14 protein-coding genes are annotated in these 16,110 nt (G+C 64.4%); 4 read left to right on the top strand and 10 right to left on the bottom strand.

Annotation, left to right across the window (positions count from 1 at the left end; all coding sequences use genetic code 11):
- Positions 1-136 precede the first annotated feature (136 nt).
- Both XF30_RS14700 and XF30_RS14695 read left to right on the top strand, forming a co-directional pair.
- Complete coding sequence (locus XF30_RS14700) at positions 137-2,116, top strand: PAS domain S-box protein (protein WP_109143145.1); 1,980 nt, start codon at positions 137-139, stop codon at positions 2,114-2,116.
- A 102-nt stretch (positions 2,117-2,218) separates the two neighbouring features.
- Positions 2,219-2,464 (top strand): Lrp/AsnC ligand binding domain-containing protein, encoded by a 246-nt coding sequence (locus XF30_RS14695; RefSeq protein WP_018642903.1) that lies wholly within the window; start codon positions 2,219-2,221, stop codon positions 2,462-2,464.
- Between the two features lie 137 nt (positions 2,465-2,601).
- Here the strand turns inward: XF30_RS14695 and XF30_RS14690 are convergent, their stop codons facing one another.
- Positions 2,602-3,525 (bottom strand): c-type cytochrome, encoded by a 924-nt coding sequence (locus XF30_RS14690; RefSeq protein ID WP_109143144.1) that lies wholly within the window; start codon positions 3,523-3,525, stop codon positions 2,602-2,604.
- Between the two features lie 147 nt (positions 3,526-3,672).
- Between XF30_RS14690 and XF30_RS14685 the strand changes: the two genes are divergently transcribed.
- Positions 3,673-4,092 (top strand): CHRD domain-containing protein, encoded by a 420-nt coding sequence (locus XF30_RS14685; RefSeq protein ID WP_109143143.1) that lies wholly within the window; start codon positions 3,673-3,675, stop codon positions 4,090-4,092.
- Positions 4,093-4,304: 212 nt separating this feature from the next.
- On the opposite strand, the gene XF30_RS14680 is transcribed toward XF30_RS14685, so the two are convergent.
- The 4 genes from XF30_RS14680 to XF30_RS14665 form a co-directional block, all read right to left on the bottom strand.
- Complete coding sequence (locus tag XF30_RS14680) at positions 4,305-5,588, bottom strand: cystathionine gamma-synthase family protein (protein ID WP_109143142.1); 1,284 nt, start codon at positions 5,586-5,588, stop codon at positions 4,305-4,307.
- 231 nt (positions 5,589-5,819) lie between these two features.
- Positions 5,820-6,269 carry a cytochrome c gene (locus XF30_RS14675; RefSeq protein WP_109143141.1) on the bottom strand — a complete coding sequence of 150 codons (450 nt, stop codon included), beginning with the start codon at positions 6,267-6,269 and terminating at the stop codon, positions 5,820-5,822.
- A gap of 130 nt (positions 6,270-6,399) precedes the next feature.
- The gene (locus XF30_RS14670) at positions 6,400-8,709 is read right to left on the bottom strand and encodes a xanthine dehydrogenase family protein molybdopterin-binding subunit (RefSeq protein WP_057028750.1); all 2,310 of its coding nucleotides are present in this window, start codon (positions 8,707-8,709) and stop codon (positions 6,400-6,402) included.
- A gap of 183 nt (positions 8,710-8,892) precedes the next feature.
- Positions 8,893-9,174 (bottom strand): hypothetical protein, encoded by a 282-nt coding sequence (locus tag XF30_RS14665; protein WP_036015526.1) that lies wholly within the window; start codon positions 9,172-9,174, stop codon positions 8,893-8,895.
- Between the two features lie 267 nt (positions 9,175-9,441).
- Between XF30_RS14665 and XF30_RS14660 the strand changes: the two genes are divergently transcribed.
- The gene (locus XF30_RS14660) at positions 9,442-9,906 is read left to right on the top strand and encodes a hypothetical protein (protein ID WP_204524510.1); all 465 of its coding nucleotides are present in this window, start codon (positions 9,442-9,444) and stop codon (positions 9,904-9,906) included.
- A gap of 14 nt (positions 9,907-9,920) precedes the next feature.
- Here XF30_RS14660 and XF30_RS14655 read toward each other — a convergent pair whose 3' ends face one another.
- The 5 genes from XF30_RS14655 to XF30_RS14630 all read right to left on the bottom strand — a co-directional run bounded on the left by XF30_RS14655 (position 9,921) and on the right by XF30_RS14630 (position 16,103).
- Positions 9,921-10,316 carry a YjiS-like domain-containing protein gene (locus XF30_RS14655; protein ID WP_109143140.1) on the bottom strand — a complete coding sequence of 132 codons (396 nt, stop codon included), beginning with the start codon at positions 10,314-10,316 and terminating at the stop codon, positions 9,921-9,923.
- Between the two features lie 256 nt (positions 10,317-10,572).
- Positions 10,573-12,099 carry a murein biosynthesis integral membrane protein MurJ gene (murJ, locus tag XF30_RS14650; protein WP_109143139.1) on the bottom strand — a complete coding sequence of 509 codons (1,527 nt, stop codon included), beginning with the start codon at positions 12,097-12,099 and terminating at the stop codon, positions 10,573-10,575.
- 214 nt (positions 12,100-12,313) lie between these two features.
- The gene (locus XF30_RS14640) at positions 12,314-13,465 is read right to left on the bottom strand and encodes a DegT/DnrJ/EryC1/StrS family aminotransferase (protein WP_192893412.1); all 1,152 of its coding nucleotides are present in this window, start codon (positions 13,463-13,465) and stop codon (positions 12,314-12,316) included.
- 38 nt (positions 13,466-13,503) lie between these two features.
- Positions 13,504-14,508, bottom strand: coding sequence for a Gfo/Idh/MocA family protein (locus tag XF30_RS14635; protein WP_109143137.1), 1,005 nt, complete (start codon positions 14,506-14,508; stop codon positions 13,504-13,506).
- A gap of 182 nt (positions 14,509-14,690) precedes the next feature.
- Entirely contained in the window at positions 14,691-16,103 is a 1,413-nt protein-coding gene (locus XF30_RS14630) for a mannose-1-phosphate guanylyltransferase/mannose-6-phosphate isomerase (RefSeq protein ID WP_192893141.1), read from the bottom strand.
- Between the last annotated feature and the right edge of the window lie 7 nt (positions 16,104-16,110).

The raw sequence follows: 16,110 nt of genomic DNA, 5'->3' as shown, positions 1-16,110 counted from the left end.
ACCCTTGGTATAGTCGCGTACCTTAGCGTGCTTCGCCGGTTACGCGAGACGTCAGGTGGTGGAACCGTCCAGCGCCCCCATGTTGCGGGCCGCCGGCCCCGCAAGCCACCTGAACAAGACTCCTTGGGGTGGAACGATGTGGGCCTTCTTCGAACGTCTCCTCGACTCGTCCATGCTGTCGCCGCACGGCATCTGCCTGTTGTGGGAGCCTCAGCTGATCTGGCTTCACGTCGTTTCCGACGCCAGCATTGCCGCTGCCTATTTCTCGATCCCGTTCGCCCTCGCTATCCTCGTCACCAAGCGGCGCGACCTCAAGTTCGGCTGGGTCTACTGGGCGTTCGCGATCTTCATCATGGCGTGCGGCCTGACCCACGTGCTGTCGATCTATACGCTCTGGGTTCCGATCTACGGCATCGAGGGCATGCTCAAGGCCGCCACGGCGGTCGCGTCGGTCTTCACCGCCGCCGCGCTCTGGCCGCTGCTGCCGAAGATCCTCACGATCCCCTCGCCGTTCGAGCTGCGACAGGTCCAGGCCGCGCTCGAGGAGGAGGAAATCAAGAGCCGCGACGCCACGCTGCTGCTGCAGCAGGTCCGCGACGCCCAGCGCGCGATGCGCGAGAGCGTGGCGCGCCTCACCGCGATCGTCGAGACCGCGGTCGACGGCGTCATCCTGCTCGATGCGCAGGACCGCATCCTGCTGTTCAATCCGGCCTGCGAGCGCTTGTTCGGCTACCGTGCCGACGAGGTGATGAACCGCAACGTCGGCATGCTGATGCCCGAGGCGGATGCAGGATCCGAGCGCCAGGTGCGGCATTTCGCGACCAGCGGCGAGGCCGTCGGCCTGCGCAAGGACGGCACGACGTTTCCGATGGAGCTGTCGGTCGGCCAGGCGCGGCAGGACGGCGAATTGATCTTCGTCGGCATCGTACACGACCTCACCGCGCGCAAGCTGACCGAGCAGCAGCTTCAGCAGGCGCAGAAGATGGAGACGGTCGGTCAGCTCTCCGGCGGCATCGCGCACGACTTCAACAATCTGCTGACCGTCATCATCGGCAATGCCGAGCACCTGAGCGAGCAGCTAAAGGCGAGGCCCGACCTCGGGCGCTTTGCCGACGACATCTGCCAATCGGGCGAACGGGGTGCCGAGCTGACGCAGCGCCTGCTCGCCTTCAGCCGCCGCCAATTGCTGCGGCCTCAGACGATCGATTGCCGGAGCCTGCTCGATTCCATGTTTAAGCTGCTCAAGCGCACCTTGCGCGAAGACATCGAGATCAGGACGACCTCCGGGCCCGGCACGATCCTGGCCTTTGCCGACCGCGCCCAGCTCGAATCCGCCGTGCTCAATCTCGCGCTCAACGCGCAGGATGCCATGCCATCGGGAGGCCACCTCACGCTGGCCACGGAGCTGGTCACGATCGAGGATGATGACGGTGCCGTTCACCGGGAGGTCGCACCCGGCAGCTACGCCCTGATCGTGGTTACCGATGACGGCGAAGGCATGACGCCCGAGGTCGCCGCACGCGCGTTCGAGCCGTTCTTCACCACCAAGGAGGTCGGCAAGGGCTCGGGCCTCGGCCTCAGCATGGTCTACGGCTTTGCCAAGCAATCAGGCGGCCACGTCTCGATCTACAGCGAGGCTGGCCTTGGGACCACGGCCAGGATCTACCTGCCGCGCGCGAGCACCGGTAGGTCGCAAGCCGATCTTCCCGACGGCGAGGACACGGCGCCGCGAGGCTACGAGACGGTCCTGATCGTCGAGGACGATCCGTTCGTCCGCTCCTCCGTCATTCGCAGGGTGGAAGCGCTCGGATATCGCGTCGTCGCCGCGGTCAACGGCAAGGATGCCTTGCAGCAGCTGCAGGGCGATCCCGGCATCGACTTGCTGTTCACCGATATCGTGATGCCGGGCGGCATGAGCGGCTGGGAGCTCGCCGATCAGGCGCGGCGGGTGCGTCCCGGCCTGCCGGTCCTGTTCACCTCGGGCTACGCGCTGGAGACCTTGGTCGAGCAGGGCCGCGCGCAGGCGCGAGCGGTCGTGCTGACCAAGCCCTACCGCAAGGTCGAGCTCGCCCAGCGCCTGAGGGATGCATTGGCCGCCGCAGTGGTCCCATCCTAGCATCGCGCCCGAATGCACCTCGGATGATCCAGCAAGTTCGCTTGCTAAATCCAGCCGGTTTTGGCCTATTAGCCGGAAGAATACGCTTTCGGAGTGCCCGCGATGGTTCCTTTTTTCGTTCAGATCAAGTGCAAGCTCGGCCAGTCCTATACGGTGGCCAATGCGCTTGCCGAAGCCGAGATCGCCTCCGAGATCTACTCCACGGCCGGCCAATACGACCTCCTGGTGAAGTTCTACGTCGACAAGGATACCGACATCGGCCACTTCGTGAATGAGAAGGTGCAGGTGCTGCCGGGCATCCAGGACACTCTCACCATCATCACCTTCAAGGCGTTCGGCACCGGCTAAAGCATGATCCGGAAAAGTGCGAAGCGGTTTTCCGGAAAGATCATGCGTAAACAACAACCTAAAGCGCGATGATGATTCATCCCAATCTCATCGCGCTTTAGATCACGCGCAAAACAACGGCCGAAGCGCCGGCAGCGCTAGCCGCCCTCCTTGCGCTTGGGCGGTGTCGGTCCCTGCACCGGCGGCAGCGACTTCAGATAGGCGGCCATCGCGGCGCGGTCTTCCGCGGTAAGTTGCGCCAGATTCTTGATCACCGCCCGCATCGCGCCCGAAGCGCTGTCGCCCTCGGGCAGGTCGCCGGTCTCGAGAAAATCCGCGATATCCTTCTCGCTCCAGTTGCCGATGCCCTGCTGCGTGATGTTGGGCACCCAGCCCTCCCCTTCGGGATTGGGCCCACCGGCAAAGCGCTGGCTGGCGATGATGCCGCCGAGCGCATTGCGCGGGCTGTGGCATTCGGCGCAATGGCCGAAAGCGTTCACGAGATAGGCTCCGCGATTCCATTGCGGCGAGCGCGCGGCGTCCGCGACGAACGGCGCGGTGTCCATGAACAGCAGCTTCCAGATGCCGACATTGCGGCGGATGTTGAACGGAAACGGCAGCGCGTGGTCGCCCACTGTGCCGGACACCGGCGGAAGCGTCTTCAGATAGGCAAAGAGATCGCGGACGTCGTCGACACTGGCCAGATGATAGGACGTGTAGGGAAAGGCGGGGAAATAGTGCGTGCCCGTGGGCGAGATGCCGCGCATCACGGCGTTGACGAAATCGGCCTCGCTCCAGCGGCCGATCCCGTAGGCGGGATCGGGGGAAATATTGGGGACGTAGAACGTCCCGAACGGCGAGCCCAGCGCCAGCCCGCCGCCGAGCCGCAGGCGATCGGGCTGATTGGGGGTGGCATGACAGGACGAGCAGCCGCCGGCGTTGAACAGCTCCTGCCCGTTGGCGAGATCGGCGTTGCGTGTCGGCGCCGGCAAGGCCAGCACGGCCGGGGCGGTCAACCACCAATAGAGTGCGAACGCCGCGGCGGCGGCGATCAGGGCGGCAAGGAGCGTTCGTCGCAACATTCGATCATTCCATCGTGAACGCGCGAACTTAAGGGTCATGCCGCGCTCGATCCAACCACGAATATTTTAGACGGCCCGGATGTAATGCCGGAATAAACCGCATGACGCACTGTTTGAAAAGCAATCAGGCGTCAACAGGAGAAAGCCATGACCAAAGCCGTTTTTGCCACACTGGTATTCGGAGCCGCCGTTGCATTCGCCGCCCCGGCCAGCGCGGAGAAACTGAAGGCGACGCTGGACGGCAAATCCGAAGTCCCCGCCAACACCAGCAGCGCGACCGGAACGGCCGATCTGGACTACGACGCTGCCAGCAAGAAGCTGTCCTGGACCGTCACCTATTCCGGCCTCTCGGGCCCCGCCACCGCCGCGCATTTCCACGGGCCTGCCGAAGCCGGCAAGAACGCCGGCGTCGCGGTCCCGATCCCGAATGCAGCCTCGAGCCCGGTCAAGGGCGAAGCCACGCTCACCGACGCGCAGGCCGCCGATCTGCTCGGCGGCAAGTACTACATCAACATCCATACCGCGGCGAACCCGGCCGGCGAGATCCGCGGTCAGGTGACGAAGTAAAGCGAAAACGCGGGCTTCGTCGCGGAAAGGCCGGACGCAAGGAGGGAGCGTCCGGCCTTTTCGATTCCAAGCAACTTCGTAGCCCGGATGGAGCCAACGGTCGGCGCGAAGCGCCGCCCGTTGGTGCAATCCGGGAGCCCTGCGCGTTGCGGACAGGTCCCCGGATTTCGCTGCGCCCCATCCGGGCTACGACGCTACGACTCTGACCGTGCTCAAGCCGCGTTCAGCGCCTGCGCGAGGTCGGCGATCAGGTCCGACGGGTTCTCGATGCCGATCGACAGCCGGATCGTGGAATCGAGCACGCCGATCTTTTGGCGGATGTCGGCGGGAACGCCGGAATGGGTCATCGTCGCCGGCAGGCTTGCGAGCGATTCCGTGCCGCCAAGGCTCACCGCCAGCTTGAGGATCTGCAGCGCGTTGAGGAATTTCACCGCCGCCTCCTTGCCGCCGACGATGTCGAACGAGAACGTCGAGCCCGCGCCCAGGCATTGCCGCGCGAACACACGGCCGGACAGCGAGCCCTGCTCGTGGTGACCGAGGTAGTGCACCCTGGCGACCTTCGGATGGTCGCGCAGGAAGTCTGCCACGAGCCGCGCATTCGCATCGGCCTTCTCCATCCGCAGGCTGAGCGTCTCGAGCGAGCGGTTGATCATCCAGCACGAATGCGGATCGAGCTGGGTGCCGATGGCGCCGCGCAGCGCCTTGATGCCTTTCATGATCGCCTTCGATCCGAGCGCGGCGCCCGCGATCAGGTCGGAATGACCGCCGACATACTTTGTCAGCGAATACAGCGACAGATCCGCGCCGTGCTCGATCGGCCGCTGAAACACCGGCCCGAGCAGCGTGTTGTCGCAGGCGATGACCGGCGTATGTCCCTGGGCCTTGCCGATGGAATCGGCGATGCGGCGGATCATTGCGATGTCGACGAGGCCGTTGGTCGGATTGGCCGGCGTCTCGATCAGGATCATCGAAACCCGCCCCTTGCCCATGGCCTCCTCCGAGGCCTGCTTGACCGCCGTCTCGTCGATGCCGTCGGCAAAGCCGACGGCGCCGATCGACAGGCGCGCGAGCGTGTTCGTCAGCAGCGTCTCCGTCCCGCCATAGAGCGGCTGCGAGTGCAGGATGACATCGCCCGGGCGAACAAAGGCCAGAATCGTGGTTGCGATCGCTGCCATGCCGGACGAGAACAGCGCGCAACTCTCCGTGCGCTCGTAGATCGCGAGCCGATCCTCGACGATCTCGCTGTTGGGATGATTGAAGCGCGAATAGACCAGGCCCGCGCCCATGCCTTCCGGCGGCTCGCGCCGTCCGGCGACGTAGTCGAAGAAGTCCTGGCCATCCTCGGCGGTCTTGAACACGAAGGTGGAGGTCAGGAACACCGGCGGCTTGATGGCGCCCTCGGACAATTGCGGATCATAGCCATAGGTCAGCATCAGGGTTTCCGGATGCAGCATATGATTGCCGATATGGGTCTTGGAGGGGAACGGTTTTGCCATGGCCTGTCTCGCTGTTGATCGAGGTGCTCGCCGCGCGCTGGGAATCCCGACGTGAGGATGCCGGGAGGAGACTCGTGTGAGCGCACGGCCGTTGGCGCAAGGATAGCCGCTCTCGCGGCAATCCGTCAGGCCTTGCGGACGGAAGTTCCTGCGGGCCGCGGTCAAGAAAAAGGCGGTTGCTTTCGCAACCGCCCTTTCCGAAGTCCTTGGTAGCCCGTTAACTGCGCCCCGCTATTTCAATTTCACGCGATAGGTTTCGTGACAATCATTGCAGCGGTCGTTGATCGCCGTGTAGGCCGCCTTCAGGCCCGCGACATTAGTGATCTTGCCTTTGACGTCGGCGATCGCCTTCTGCACCGGCGGGATCTTGGCATCGAAATCGGCCTTGTTCTGCCAGACCTTCGGCGACGAGCCGTAGGTCGCGTTGACGACATCCTGCTTGGGATTGATCTCGAAGGTCTTGGCGATCTTGGCAACATCGGCCTCGATGCTGGCGATGGCCTCATCGGCAGCCTTCTTGTCGAAGGGAATATCGCCCTTGCTCATCTTCTGAAGCACGCCATACTGATTCTTGGCGATCGCTCGCATCAGATTGTCCTGCTGGACGGCAATCTCCTGTTGCGCCATGACGGCGCCCGCGCCCAGCACGAGGGCGCCCGCGACAATCATCGTCCGTTTCATTGGTTCGTTTCTCCGGCTCTCGAGACGTTCGGGGAATGAGACTGTCACCGGCTTCTGGTGAAGCCGGGACCCATCATAGGTAGAACCCCGCGCGGCGCGTTTATTCCCGTGCGCGCGGGGGAGCGCGGCTTCACAAGCTGTGACGGCGGTGATGCTCGCTGATCGCAACCCACACCCGCTCGGGCGTTGCCGGCATGTCGATGTGGTCGATCTTGTACTCGCGCCAGAGCGCATCGACGATGGCGTTGACCACGGCCGGACAGGAGCCGATCGCACCGGCCTCGCCGGCCCCCTTCACGCCCATCGGATTGGTCTTGCAGGGCACGTTGTGGGTCTCGAACACGAAGGCCGGCCCGTCCGCCGCGCGCGGCAGCGCATAGTCCATGAAGGTCGCGGTGATGAGCTGGCCGTCGGTCGGTCCATACACCACCTGCTCCATCAAGGCCTGGCCGATGCCCTGCATGGCGCCGCCATGCACCTGGCCGGCCAAGAGCAGCGGATTGAGCGTCTTGCCGAAATCGTCGACGATCACGTAGTTGACGATTTTGATGATGCCGGTCGCCGGATCGATCTCGACCTCCGCAACATGGGTGCCGTTGGGATAAGTGCCGTCGGCGCTGGCAAAGGTCGCGCTACCGTTCAGCTTCGATGGATCGACGCCGGGCCGCTTGGCCAGGTCGGCAAACGAGATCGAGCGGTCGGTGCCGGCGATCCGCACCACGCCTTCGGAGATTTCGAGGTCGCCCGCGCTGGCTTCCAGCGCCTGTGCCGCGATCTCCTTCAGCCTCGAACCGAGCTCGCGCGTGGCGCGCTCGACGCTGACGCCGCCGGAGGGGATCGAGGCCGAGCCGCCGGTGCCGAGGCCGGTCGCGATCTCGTCTGTGTCGCCCTGGCGAACATGCACGCGCTCGGGCGCCACGCCGAACTGTTCGGCGACGATCTGCGCATAGGCGGTCTGATGGCCCTGCCCGCTCGATTGCGTGCCGATCAGCACGGTGACGTCGCCATTGGCATCGAGGCGGACGTTGGCCGTCTCTTCACCCATCACGCCGCAAATCTCGACATAGCTCGCAAGCCCGATGCCGCGGATCAGGCCGCCCTTCTTGGCCGCCTTGGCGCGCTTGGGGAATTCCTTCCATTCCGCGATCTCCATCGCGCGCTTCAGGTGCGCGGCGAAGTCGCCGGAATCGTAGACCTTGCCGGTCGCAGTCTTGTAGGGCAGCGCCTTCGGAGGGATGAAATTCTTGCGGCGGATGGCATCCGGCGTCATGTCGAGCTTTCGCGCGCAGGCATCGACGAGGCGCTCGATGACATAGGCGGCTTCGGGCCGGCCCGCGCCGCGATAGGCGTCGACCGGCACGCTGTGGGTGAAGATCGTGCGCACCCGGCAATGGAAGGCCTGGATGTCGTAGAGGCCGGGCAGCATGCCGGCGCCGCCATGCGGGATGTAGGGCCCGAAGGTCGACAGATACGCGCCCATGTCGCCCATGAGGTCGCAATCCATCGCGAGGAACTTGCCGTCTTCAGCCAGCGCCATCTTGGCAGTGGTGACGTTGTCGCGGCCCTGCGCATCGCCCATGAAATGCTCGGAGCGGTCGGCCGCCCACTTCACCGCCTTCTTCAGTTTGCGCGCAGCGACGGCCATCAGGGCATATTCCCGATACGGAAACAGTTTTGTGCCGAACCCGCCGCCGACGTCCGGGCAGATCACCCGCATCTTGTCGGTGGGGATGTTGAGCACGTTCTGGCAGAGGATGTCGCGCAGGCGGTGGCTGCCCTGGCTGCCGACCGTCAGCGTCAGATGGTCGCGCTTGGAATCGTATTCGCAGACCGCCGCGCGGGTCTCCAAGAAGCTTGCAACCACGCGCGGATTGACGATGGAGATCTCGGCGACCGCATGTGCTTTCGCGAAGGCAGCTTCCGTCGCCGCTTTGTCGCCGATCGAGACGTCGAACAGCACGTTGCCCGGCTTGTCGGGCCAGACCAAGGCTGCGCCCTTCTTCACGGCGTTGACGACGCCAGTCACCGCGGGCAGCGGCGACCATTGGACCTCGATCGCCTCGATCGCATCGCGAGCCTGGTCGATGGTCTCGGCGACCACGAAGGCGACGGCATCGCCGACGTGGCGCACCTCGTCCTTGGCCAGGATCGGGTAAGGCGGGCCGGTGAAGGGATCGGTCTCGAGGTTGAACAGGCAGGGCAGATTGCCGAGATCCCCGACGTCGTCGGCCGTCAGGATCAGCGCAACGCCCGGCAGGCCGCGCGCGCGGCTCGCATCGATGCTGTATTTGGCATGCGCATGCGGCGAGCGCAGCACCAGGCAGCGGAGCGCGGCCTGCGGCGCGTAATCGTCGGTATAGCGGCCCTTGCCGCGGATGAGCGCGTCATCCTCCTTGCGCAGCACGCTTTGGCCAACGCCGAACTTGATGGGAGCCGCCATTTTATCTTCCCGTTCTCATGGTTGTTTTGTGGGCATATTGCCGTGGAAAAACTGGCAAGGCAAACGGGTTTAGGCGGGCGCAGGGGTCGCAGGTTCAATCGCGCCACGCGTGCCTCACGGGAATGCTCGGCAAGGTCCCAGCGTGATCGTGTGACGTTGACGGCGAGAGCCAAGCGCTCCCACTTAGCTGTTCTCGTGCTCACCCCGAGCTTCAAATAGCTGATGAGCATCGGAGGCCGTGAGCGTCAGCCCGTACAAATCTTTCAGCGTCGAAATGCGTTGCAGCGTCGCAGGCTCGAACGGAGTCTTGCCTTCGAACGAATGCAGGAGAACGCCCTCCAGCAAATCACCGAGGCTCATATCCAGGTATTCGGCGAGGCCCTTCGCGACCTTGAGAATGCGCTTCTCGATCCGAACTCCCGTCTGTACGCGTTGGACTGAATGTTTGTGAGCTTCTGAGTTCATAATGTGTGACCTCGATCGGAAGGCGGGGGTTTAGTCGCATCATGCCATTGCCGGACTTGCTCGGGCATCGGTCTCCAGCCCTGCAACTCACGTCCTCAGAGACCAGGTGAATCTTGGATTCGTTCGGACGCCTGCGGGGTCGACGCTCTGATCGCGGAACGATTGTTGTCACACAGGCAGAGCTTGGGCGGCCGAGTTGACCGATCCCAATTTGCCTTTTCCGTTCTAGAATGTTACCTTGGTACCAAGGTAACATAGGACGCCGCCATGAGCAACAGAATTTGCTGCACGGATGCTGCAGAGGTCGCCGAACTGAGCGAGGGCTTCCTCGCGCGTACACTTCCGGGGGCACGTTTCAGCCATCGTGAACATCTGATCGTGACGAGCTACTTGCTCGCCACTGATCCGGCTCGGGACTGGCGGGTCGAACTCCCCGAGATGATCCGCGCCTACAATGTTGCCGCTGGCGGCGTGAACGACGATGTGCGTGGCTATCACCACACGATGACGATGGCCTTCTTGATGATCATCGAAGGAATTCTCGCGGAGGTCGGCCAACACGATATTGTCGCCGCCTGCAACGCGGTGCTGGCGTCCCCGGCAACCGAAAAGGACGTACTCTTACGTTTCTGGAGCCGCGAAGCGCTGTTCTCGAGAGAGGCGCGGCACGGCTGGATGGAGCCAGACCTTGCCGAGTTCAAGCCGCGCGCGTCAGGTCATATGCCAGCGTGAGGATCGTCGATTACTCACATCCCGCGGCTCAACAGATACCTCGTACTATCTCTGAGCGCATCGATCGCCCGCCCAGGTGCGAGATAGTTGATCTCGGCGCGCGTCAGGCCGATGTCCATCAGCTCCCTGTCGCTCAGATCCAGCAAACTGACCCGCGGGTGCAGACGCCACTTCGCAAAAGCAAACCAATATCGCTTGAGCAGGCCCGGGAGGCTTTGCGCCGGCGCGGCTGCGGCAGCTTCTCTCCCCGACAAGGCATGGCCCGGCGTTGCAACGGACACATTGAGGCGAGCCGCTGCCGCCAAGACCTCGTCCATGGCGTCCTTCGCCAGCGCAATGGATCGGTCGAGGCGAAGCACCGCGGCGTCGTGCTCGGCCTCGGATGAGATCTTCGTCAGTTGTGGTGGCATCGGACGCTCCTCCTGTTGAGCCGGCAGGGAGCGTGGCCAATGAAAAGGCCCCGTCCGATGCCGGCGGGGCCTGGTGGAAAAAATGTCGTCGAAATCCTAGCGCACGACTCCTCCCACCGCCCAGCCGAAGCGGGTGATGTGGTTGCGGGAGACTTTGCGCGAGCACTTGATCATGAGCGACTCCTACCACCGCAATCGCGCAAAATCAAGAGATGTGCCGATGTTGGCTGCAGCCTGGAGGCGAATGCCGTGCTCTCTAGCCACGCAGCAGCGAGACCAGCCACTTGCGGCCGAACAGCACGAGGATCGCGAGCGCGTAGACGATCGTGCCGCCGACGGCGAGCAGGACCAGCATCAACTCATCCCGGAAGTGCATCGCGCCCAGCCAGGGGCCGCTGAAACGTGCAATCAGCCAGAACGCGGCGGCGAGGATGAGGCCGCTTAGCAAGAACTTGGCGAGCGACAGCAGCCAGGCGCGGTCGAGCACGAGAAAGCCGCGCCGCACAGCGAAGAACAGCACCAGCAAGAGATTGGTCCAGACGCCGATGGCGGTGGCCAGCGCGAGACCGATCTGGGCGAGCGATCCCATCAAGGCAATCTTCAGCGCGACATTGACCGCGATGCCCGTCAGTGACGCCCGGACCGGCGTTGCGGTGTCCTTGCGGGCATAGAAGGTCGCGACCGCACTGCGGATCAGCACGAACGGGATGAGGCCGATGGCATAGGCCGCGAGCGTCGCACCGGCGGCGGCGGCATCGGCCTTGGAGAACGCACCGCGGGCGAACAGTGCGCGCATGATCGCATCGGGCACGGTGAGGAAGGCCGCGACGAACGGGATCGAGAATAGCAGCGTGAAATCGAAGGCACGGCGCTGCGCGCTCAGCGCACCGTCGTGGTCGTTTGCGGTGATCCGCCGCGACATCTCCGGCAGCAGCACCGTGCCGATAGCGATGCCGATGACGCCGATCGGCAGCTGGTTGAGCCGGTCGGCATAATAGAGCGCCGACAGCGCCCCGGCGGGCAGGAACGTCGCAATGATGGTGTCGGCGAACAGCGCGAGCTGCGTGCCCATCGAGCCCAGCGTCGCAGGTCCGAGCGCTTTGAAGAAGCCGCGAACGTCCTCATCAAGCTTCAAGGGCGCAAAGCGCGGCAGGCCGCCATGGCGGGCGAGATCGCCCGCGAGCAGGAAATATTGCAGGAAGCCGGAGATCAGCACGCCCCAGGCCGCGGCATGGCCTGCGGTCGGAAACCAGACGGCAACCGCCAGCGTCATCATCATCGCGACGTTGAGGAAGATCGAAGCGGCCGCGGCGCTGGCAAAGCGCTGCATCACGTTGAGCATGCCGCCATAGAGCGTCACCAGCGTGATCAAGAGCAGATAGGGAAAGGTGATGCGGGTCAACTCGATCGCGAGCTTGCGCTGCTCGGCATCCTCACCAAAGCCTGGCGCCAGGATGCTCATGGCCTGCGGCATGAACAGCCAGGCGGCGATCAGCAGCACCACCTGCGAGGCCAGGAGCAGCGTGAAGATGCGGTCGGCGAATAGCTTTGCCGCCGCCTCCCCCTTCTCGCCATGGACATGCGCATAGGCCGGCACCCAGGCGGCATTGAAGGCGCCCTCGGCGAAGATCGCGCGGAAATGGTTGGGCAGCCGCAGCGCCACGAAAAAGGCATCCGCCACCGGACCGGCGCCGAGGATTGCCGCGAGCATGATGTCGCGGGCAAACCCCGTCAGCCGCGACAGCAGCGTGTAACCACCGACCGTGAAGATGCGTCCGAGCATGCGGATTGTTGTAGAGACTTATCGGACGGAGGTCGATGCATCTTGCGATGCGCATTACTGCGCCCTCTCCCCTTGCGGGAGAGGGCAGCACCGCAGGCAGATACAGACTCAATCGGGTGAGGGGTATCTCTCAGCGCATGCCGTACGGAGAGAGGCCCCTCACCCGGCTTCGCTTCGCGAAGCCAACCTCTCCCGCAAGGGGAGAGGGAAGAACTCAGCCCGCCAGCGCGCCGCGGACGGCGGCGATGATTCGCTCCTGATCGGCCTCGGTCAGGTAGGCATGCATCGGCAGGCTGATGACGTCCTGCGACAGGCTCTCGCAACCGGGCAATCCGCCCTCGGCGACCGGGTACTGTTTGTAGGCGGTCTGCTGGTGCATCGACTTGCCGTAATAGATCGCGGTCGGCACTCCCTGGGCTTTTAGCGCGGCAGCGAAGCCGTCGCGGTCGATACCCTTGGGAAGACGAATGGTGTACTGCGCCCAGACTGAGGTATTGCCCGGCGCGATGCGCGGCACGGTGACCACGTTGGACAGGCCGCGCGCATAGCGCTCCGCGACCCTGTTGCGGGCGGCGATCTCGTCGTCAAAAATCTTCAGCTTCTCGATCAGGACCGCGGCCTGCATAGTGTCGAGCCGGCCGGTCAGGCCGAGGCGGACGTTGTCGTATTTGTCGACGCCCTGCCCGTGCACGCGGATGCTGCGCAAGGTGGCGGCGAGCTCGTCGTCATCGGTGAAGATGGCGCCGCCGTCGCCGAAGCAGCCGAGCGGCTTTGCCGGGAAGAAGCTGGTCGCAGTGGCGTGGCCGAGGGTGCCGAGCTTGCGCCCCTTGTAGCTCGCGCCAAAGCCTTGCGCGGCGTCGTCGAGCACGAACAGGCCCTCGGCCCTGGCGATCTCGGCGATGGCATCGTGATCGGCGGGCTGGCCGAACAAATCGACCGGAATCACCGCGACCGGCTTGAGGCCGGCCTTGCGGGCGGTGGCGATGCCGCGCTTGAGCGATTCCGGGCTCATGTTAAAGGTCGCCTCGTCGACGTCGACGTAGACAGGCGTCGCGCCCGTCCGCGCCACCGGCGAGGCGGTCGCGATGAAGGTAAAGGACGGACACAGCACGGCATCGCCGGGCCCGACATTCCTGGCCATCATCACCATCAGGATGGCGTCGGTGCCGCTGGCGCAGCCGATCACGTGCTTGGCCCCTGAGTAGGCCGCAAGCTGCTTCTCGAGCTCGAAGACCTCCGGCCCGTTGACGAACTGGCAATGATCCATCACGCGCTTCACGGCCGCATCGAGCGAGGCGCCGAGCCGGCGGCGCTGCGAGGCGACGTCGATGAAGGGAATGGGTTCGGAACGTAAGTGCTGGTTCATGACGCCTTGTGACGTTTGAGCGGTCGACATGGAAGGGATCAGCCGGCGACGCGGCGCGGCCCCTTGCGCGCGGGTGACGTCGCCGCAGGACGCGAGGGCCTCTCCAGGCATTGCGTGGCGATCTCGAGGCTGGCGACGCCCTCGTCGCCCGTCACTGCCGGCGTCTCGCCGTTGCGCACCGCCTTAAGGAATGCGATCAGCTCGGCGCGAAGCGGCTCGTCATGGCCGACCGGCAGATGCCGCATCGAGTAGCTGCCGTCCGGCTTGAAGCCGAAGCATTCGGTGACCTGGCGCGTCAAGAGATCGCCCATCACGTATTTGCCGCGCGTTGCGACCGTGACGCTGCGCGCCTTGAACGGCGTCAGCCAGTTGGTGTTGATGTGGGCGAGCACGCCGCTCTCGGTGCGGAACTGCAAGAGCGCGATGTCCTCGCGCTCGGCGACCGCGCTCGACAATTGCGGCTGCACCTCGACGATGTCGGATTCGGTGAACCAGCGGATCAAATCGATGTCGTGCACGGCAAGGTCGATGACGACGCCGACATTGGACATGCGCGGCGGGAACGGGCCGACGCGGGTGATCGCGATGGAGAGAATGTCCTCGCCCGCGATCGCCTGCTTGACCGCGGCGACCGCCGGATTGAAGCGCTCGACATGGCCGATCATCAGCGTGACGCCCGCCTTGTGCGCGGCGGCGACGATCTCGCGGCCCTCTTCCACCGTGGATGCGATCGGCTTTTCGACCAGCACATGGATGTTCTTGGCGATGCATGCGAGCGCGACCTCGTGATGCAGATGGGTCGGTGCCGCGATGGTGACGGCATCGACGCCTTCGGAGAACAGCTGGTCGAGCGTCTCGAAGCTTTCGCAATTGGCGAGTTCGGTGGCCCGTGCGCGATGTGCCGGCGAGGGATCGACGACGCCGACCAGGCTGACGCCGGGCAGGCCGCTGAGCACGCGCGCATGGTTGCTGCCCATCACGCCGGCACCAATGACACCGACGCGCAAGCCGGCTCTTGCCGGTGCAGATCCCCTGGAACTCATCTGAGCAAACCCCGATTCAACGCAAATCCCCGGGCCGCTTCTAGCACGGACGCCACATTTGTGGCGAATGCCCGCCTTTCGGGCCGGACACGATTTGATTCAAAAAGTTACACGTTCCCCGGGCCTTAGGCCGAAAAAGATACCGCTTCTCGGCCCGGGTTGCGTGATTCGGAGTTTGCTGGTTACGACCTTTGATAGTCGTCTTCAATCCGGATGATGTCGTCTTCCCCCAGATAGCTTCCAGTCTGGACCTCGATCAGCTCCAGCTGGATCTTGCCGGGATTCTCCATCCGGTGGACGGCGCCCATCGGGATGTAGATCGACTCGTTCTCATGCACCGTCTTCACCGTCTCGTTGACGGTGACCTGCGCCGTGCCGCGGACCACGATCCAGTGCTCGGCACGATGATGGTGCTTCTGCAGCGACAGCCGCCCGCCCGGCTTCACCACGATGCGCTTGACCTGGTGGCGCTCGCCATTGTCGACGGATTGATAGCTGCCCCAGGGCCGGTGCACCTTGAGATGCTCTTCGGTGACCTTCGGCGCGACCGACTTCAATTTCGTCACCAGGCGCTTCAGCCCGTTGGCATCCTTCTGCCGCGAGACCAGCACCGCGTCCGCGGTCGCGACGACGACGAGATCGTCGACGCCTTCGAGCGCGACCAGCGCGGAATCCGTGGTGACGTTGCAATTGCGGGAATCCTCGAACACGGCGGTGCCGTGCGCGGCATTGCCTTGCGCGTCCTTCTCCGACAGCTCCCACACCGCATGCCATGAGCCGACGTCGGACCAGCCGCACGACACCGGCACGACGGCGGCGCGCGAAGTCTTCTCCATCACCGCATAGTCGATCGAGATCGCCTTGGCCGCGCCGAACGCGTCGGGCTCCAGCGTGACGAAGCCGAGATCGCGGCCGGCATTGTTGACCGCATTGATGACGGCCTCGACGCTTGCCGCATCGACCCTGCGATATTCGTCGAGCAGCACGCTCGCCGGGAACATGAAGTTGCCGCTGTTCCAGAGGTAGCCCGAATTGACGTAGTCGGAGGCCTTCACCGCATCCGGCTTCTCGACGAAGCGCGCAACCGCCTGCACCTCGCCCGCGATCACGTCGCCCGGATTGATGTAGCCATATTCCGTTGCCGGCCGTTCCGGCTTGACGCCGAAGGTGACGATGCGCCCGGCATTCGCGGCGGTGAGGCCCTCGCGACAGGCGGCGACGAAGGCAGCATTATTCTGCACGACGTGATCGGCGGCGAGCGCGAGCACGATCGCCTCGCTGGCGCGGTTCTGCGCGAACACCGCGCCGGCCGCGATGGCAGGGCCGGAATCGCGCCGCATCGGCTCGAGGATCACGTCGGCCTCAATGCCGATCTCGGCGAGCTGCTCCAGCACCATGAAGCGGTAGGAGGCGTTGGTGATGACGATCGGCCGGTCGAACAAAGAGGGATCGGACACGCGCAGCAGCGTGTCCTGGAACGTCGAGCGCGTGCCGAACAGCGGCAGGAACTGCTTGGGCCGAACCTCGCGCGAAGCCGGCCACAGCCGCGTGCCGGCACCGCCGCACATGATCAGGGGGATTATGCGTTTGTCCATCGTGATC

The sequence above is a fragment of the Bradyrhizobium sp. SUTN9-2 genome (assembly GCF_003122645.1).
GTDB classification, from domain to species: domain Bacteria; phylum Pseudomonadota; class Alphaproteobacteria; order Rhizobiales; family Xanthobacteraceae; genus Bradyrhizobium; species Bradyrhizobium yuanmingense.
This window is presented reverse-complemented; position numbering and strand designations above follow the sequence as displayed.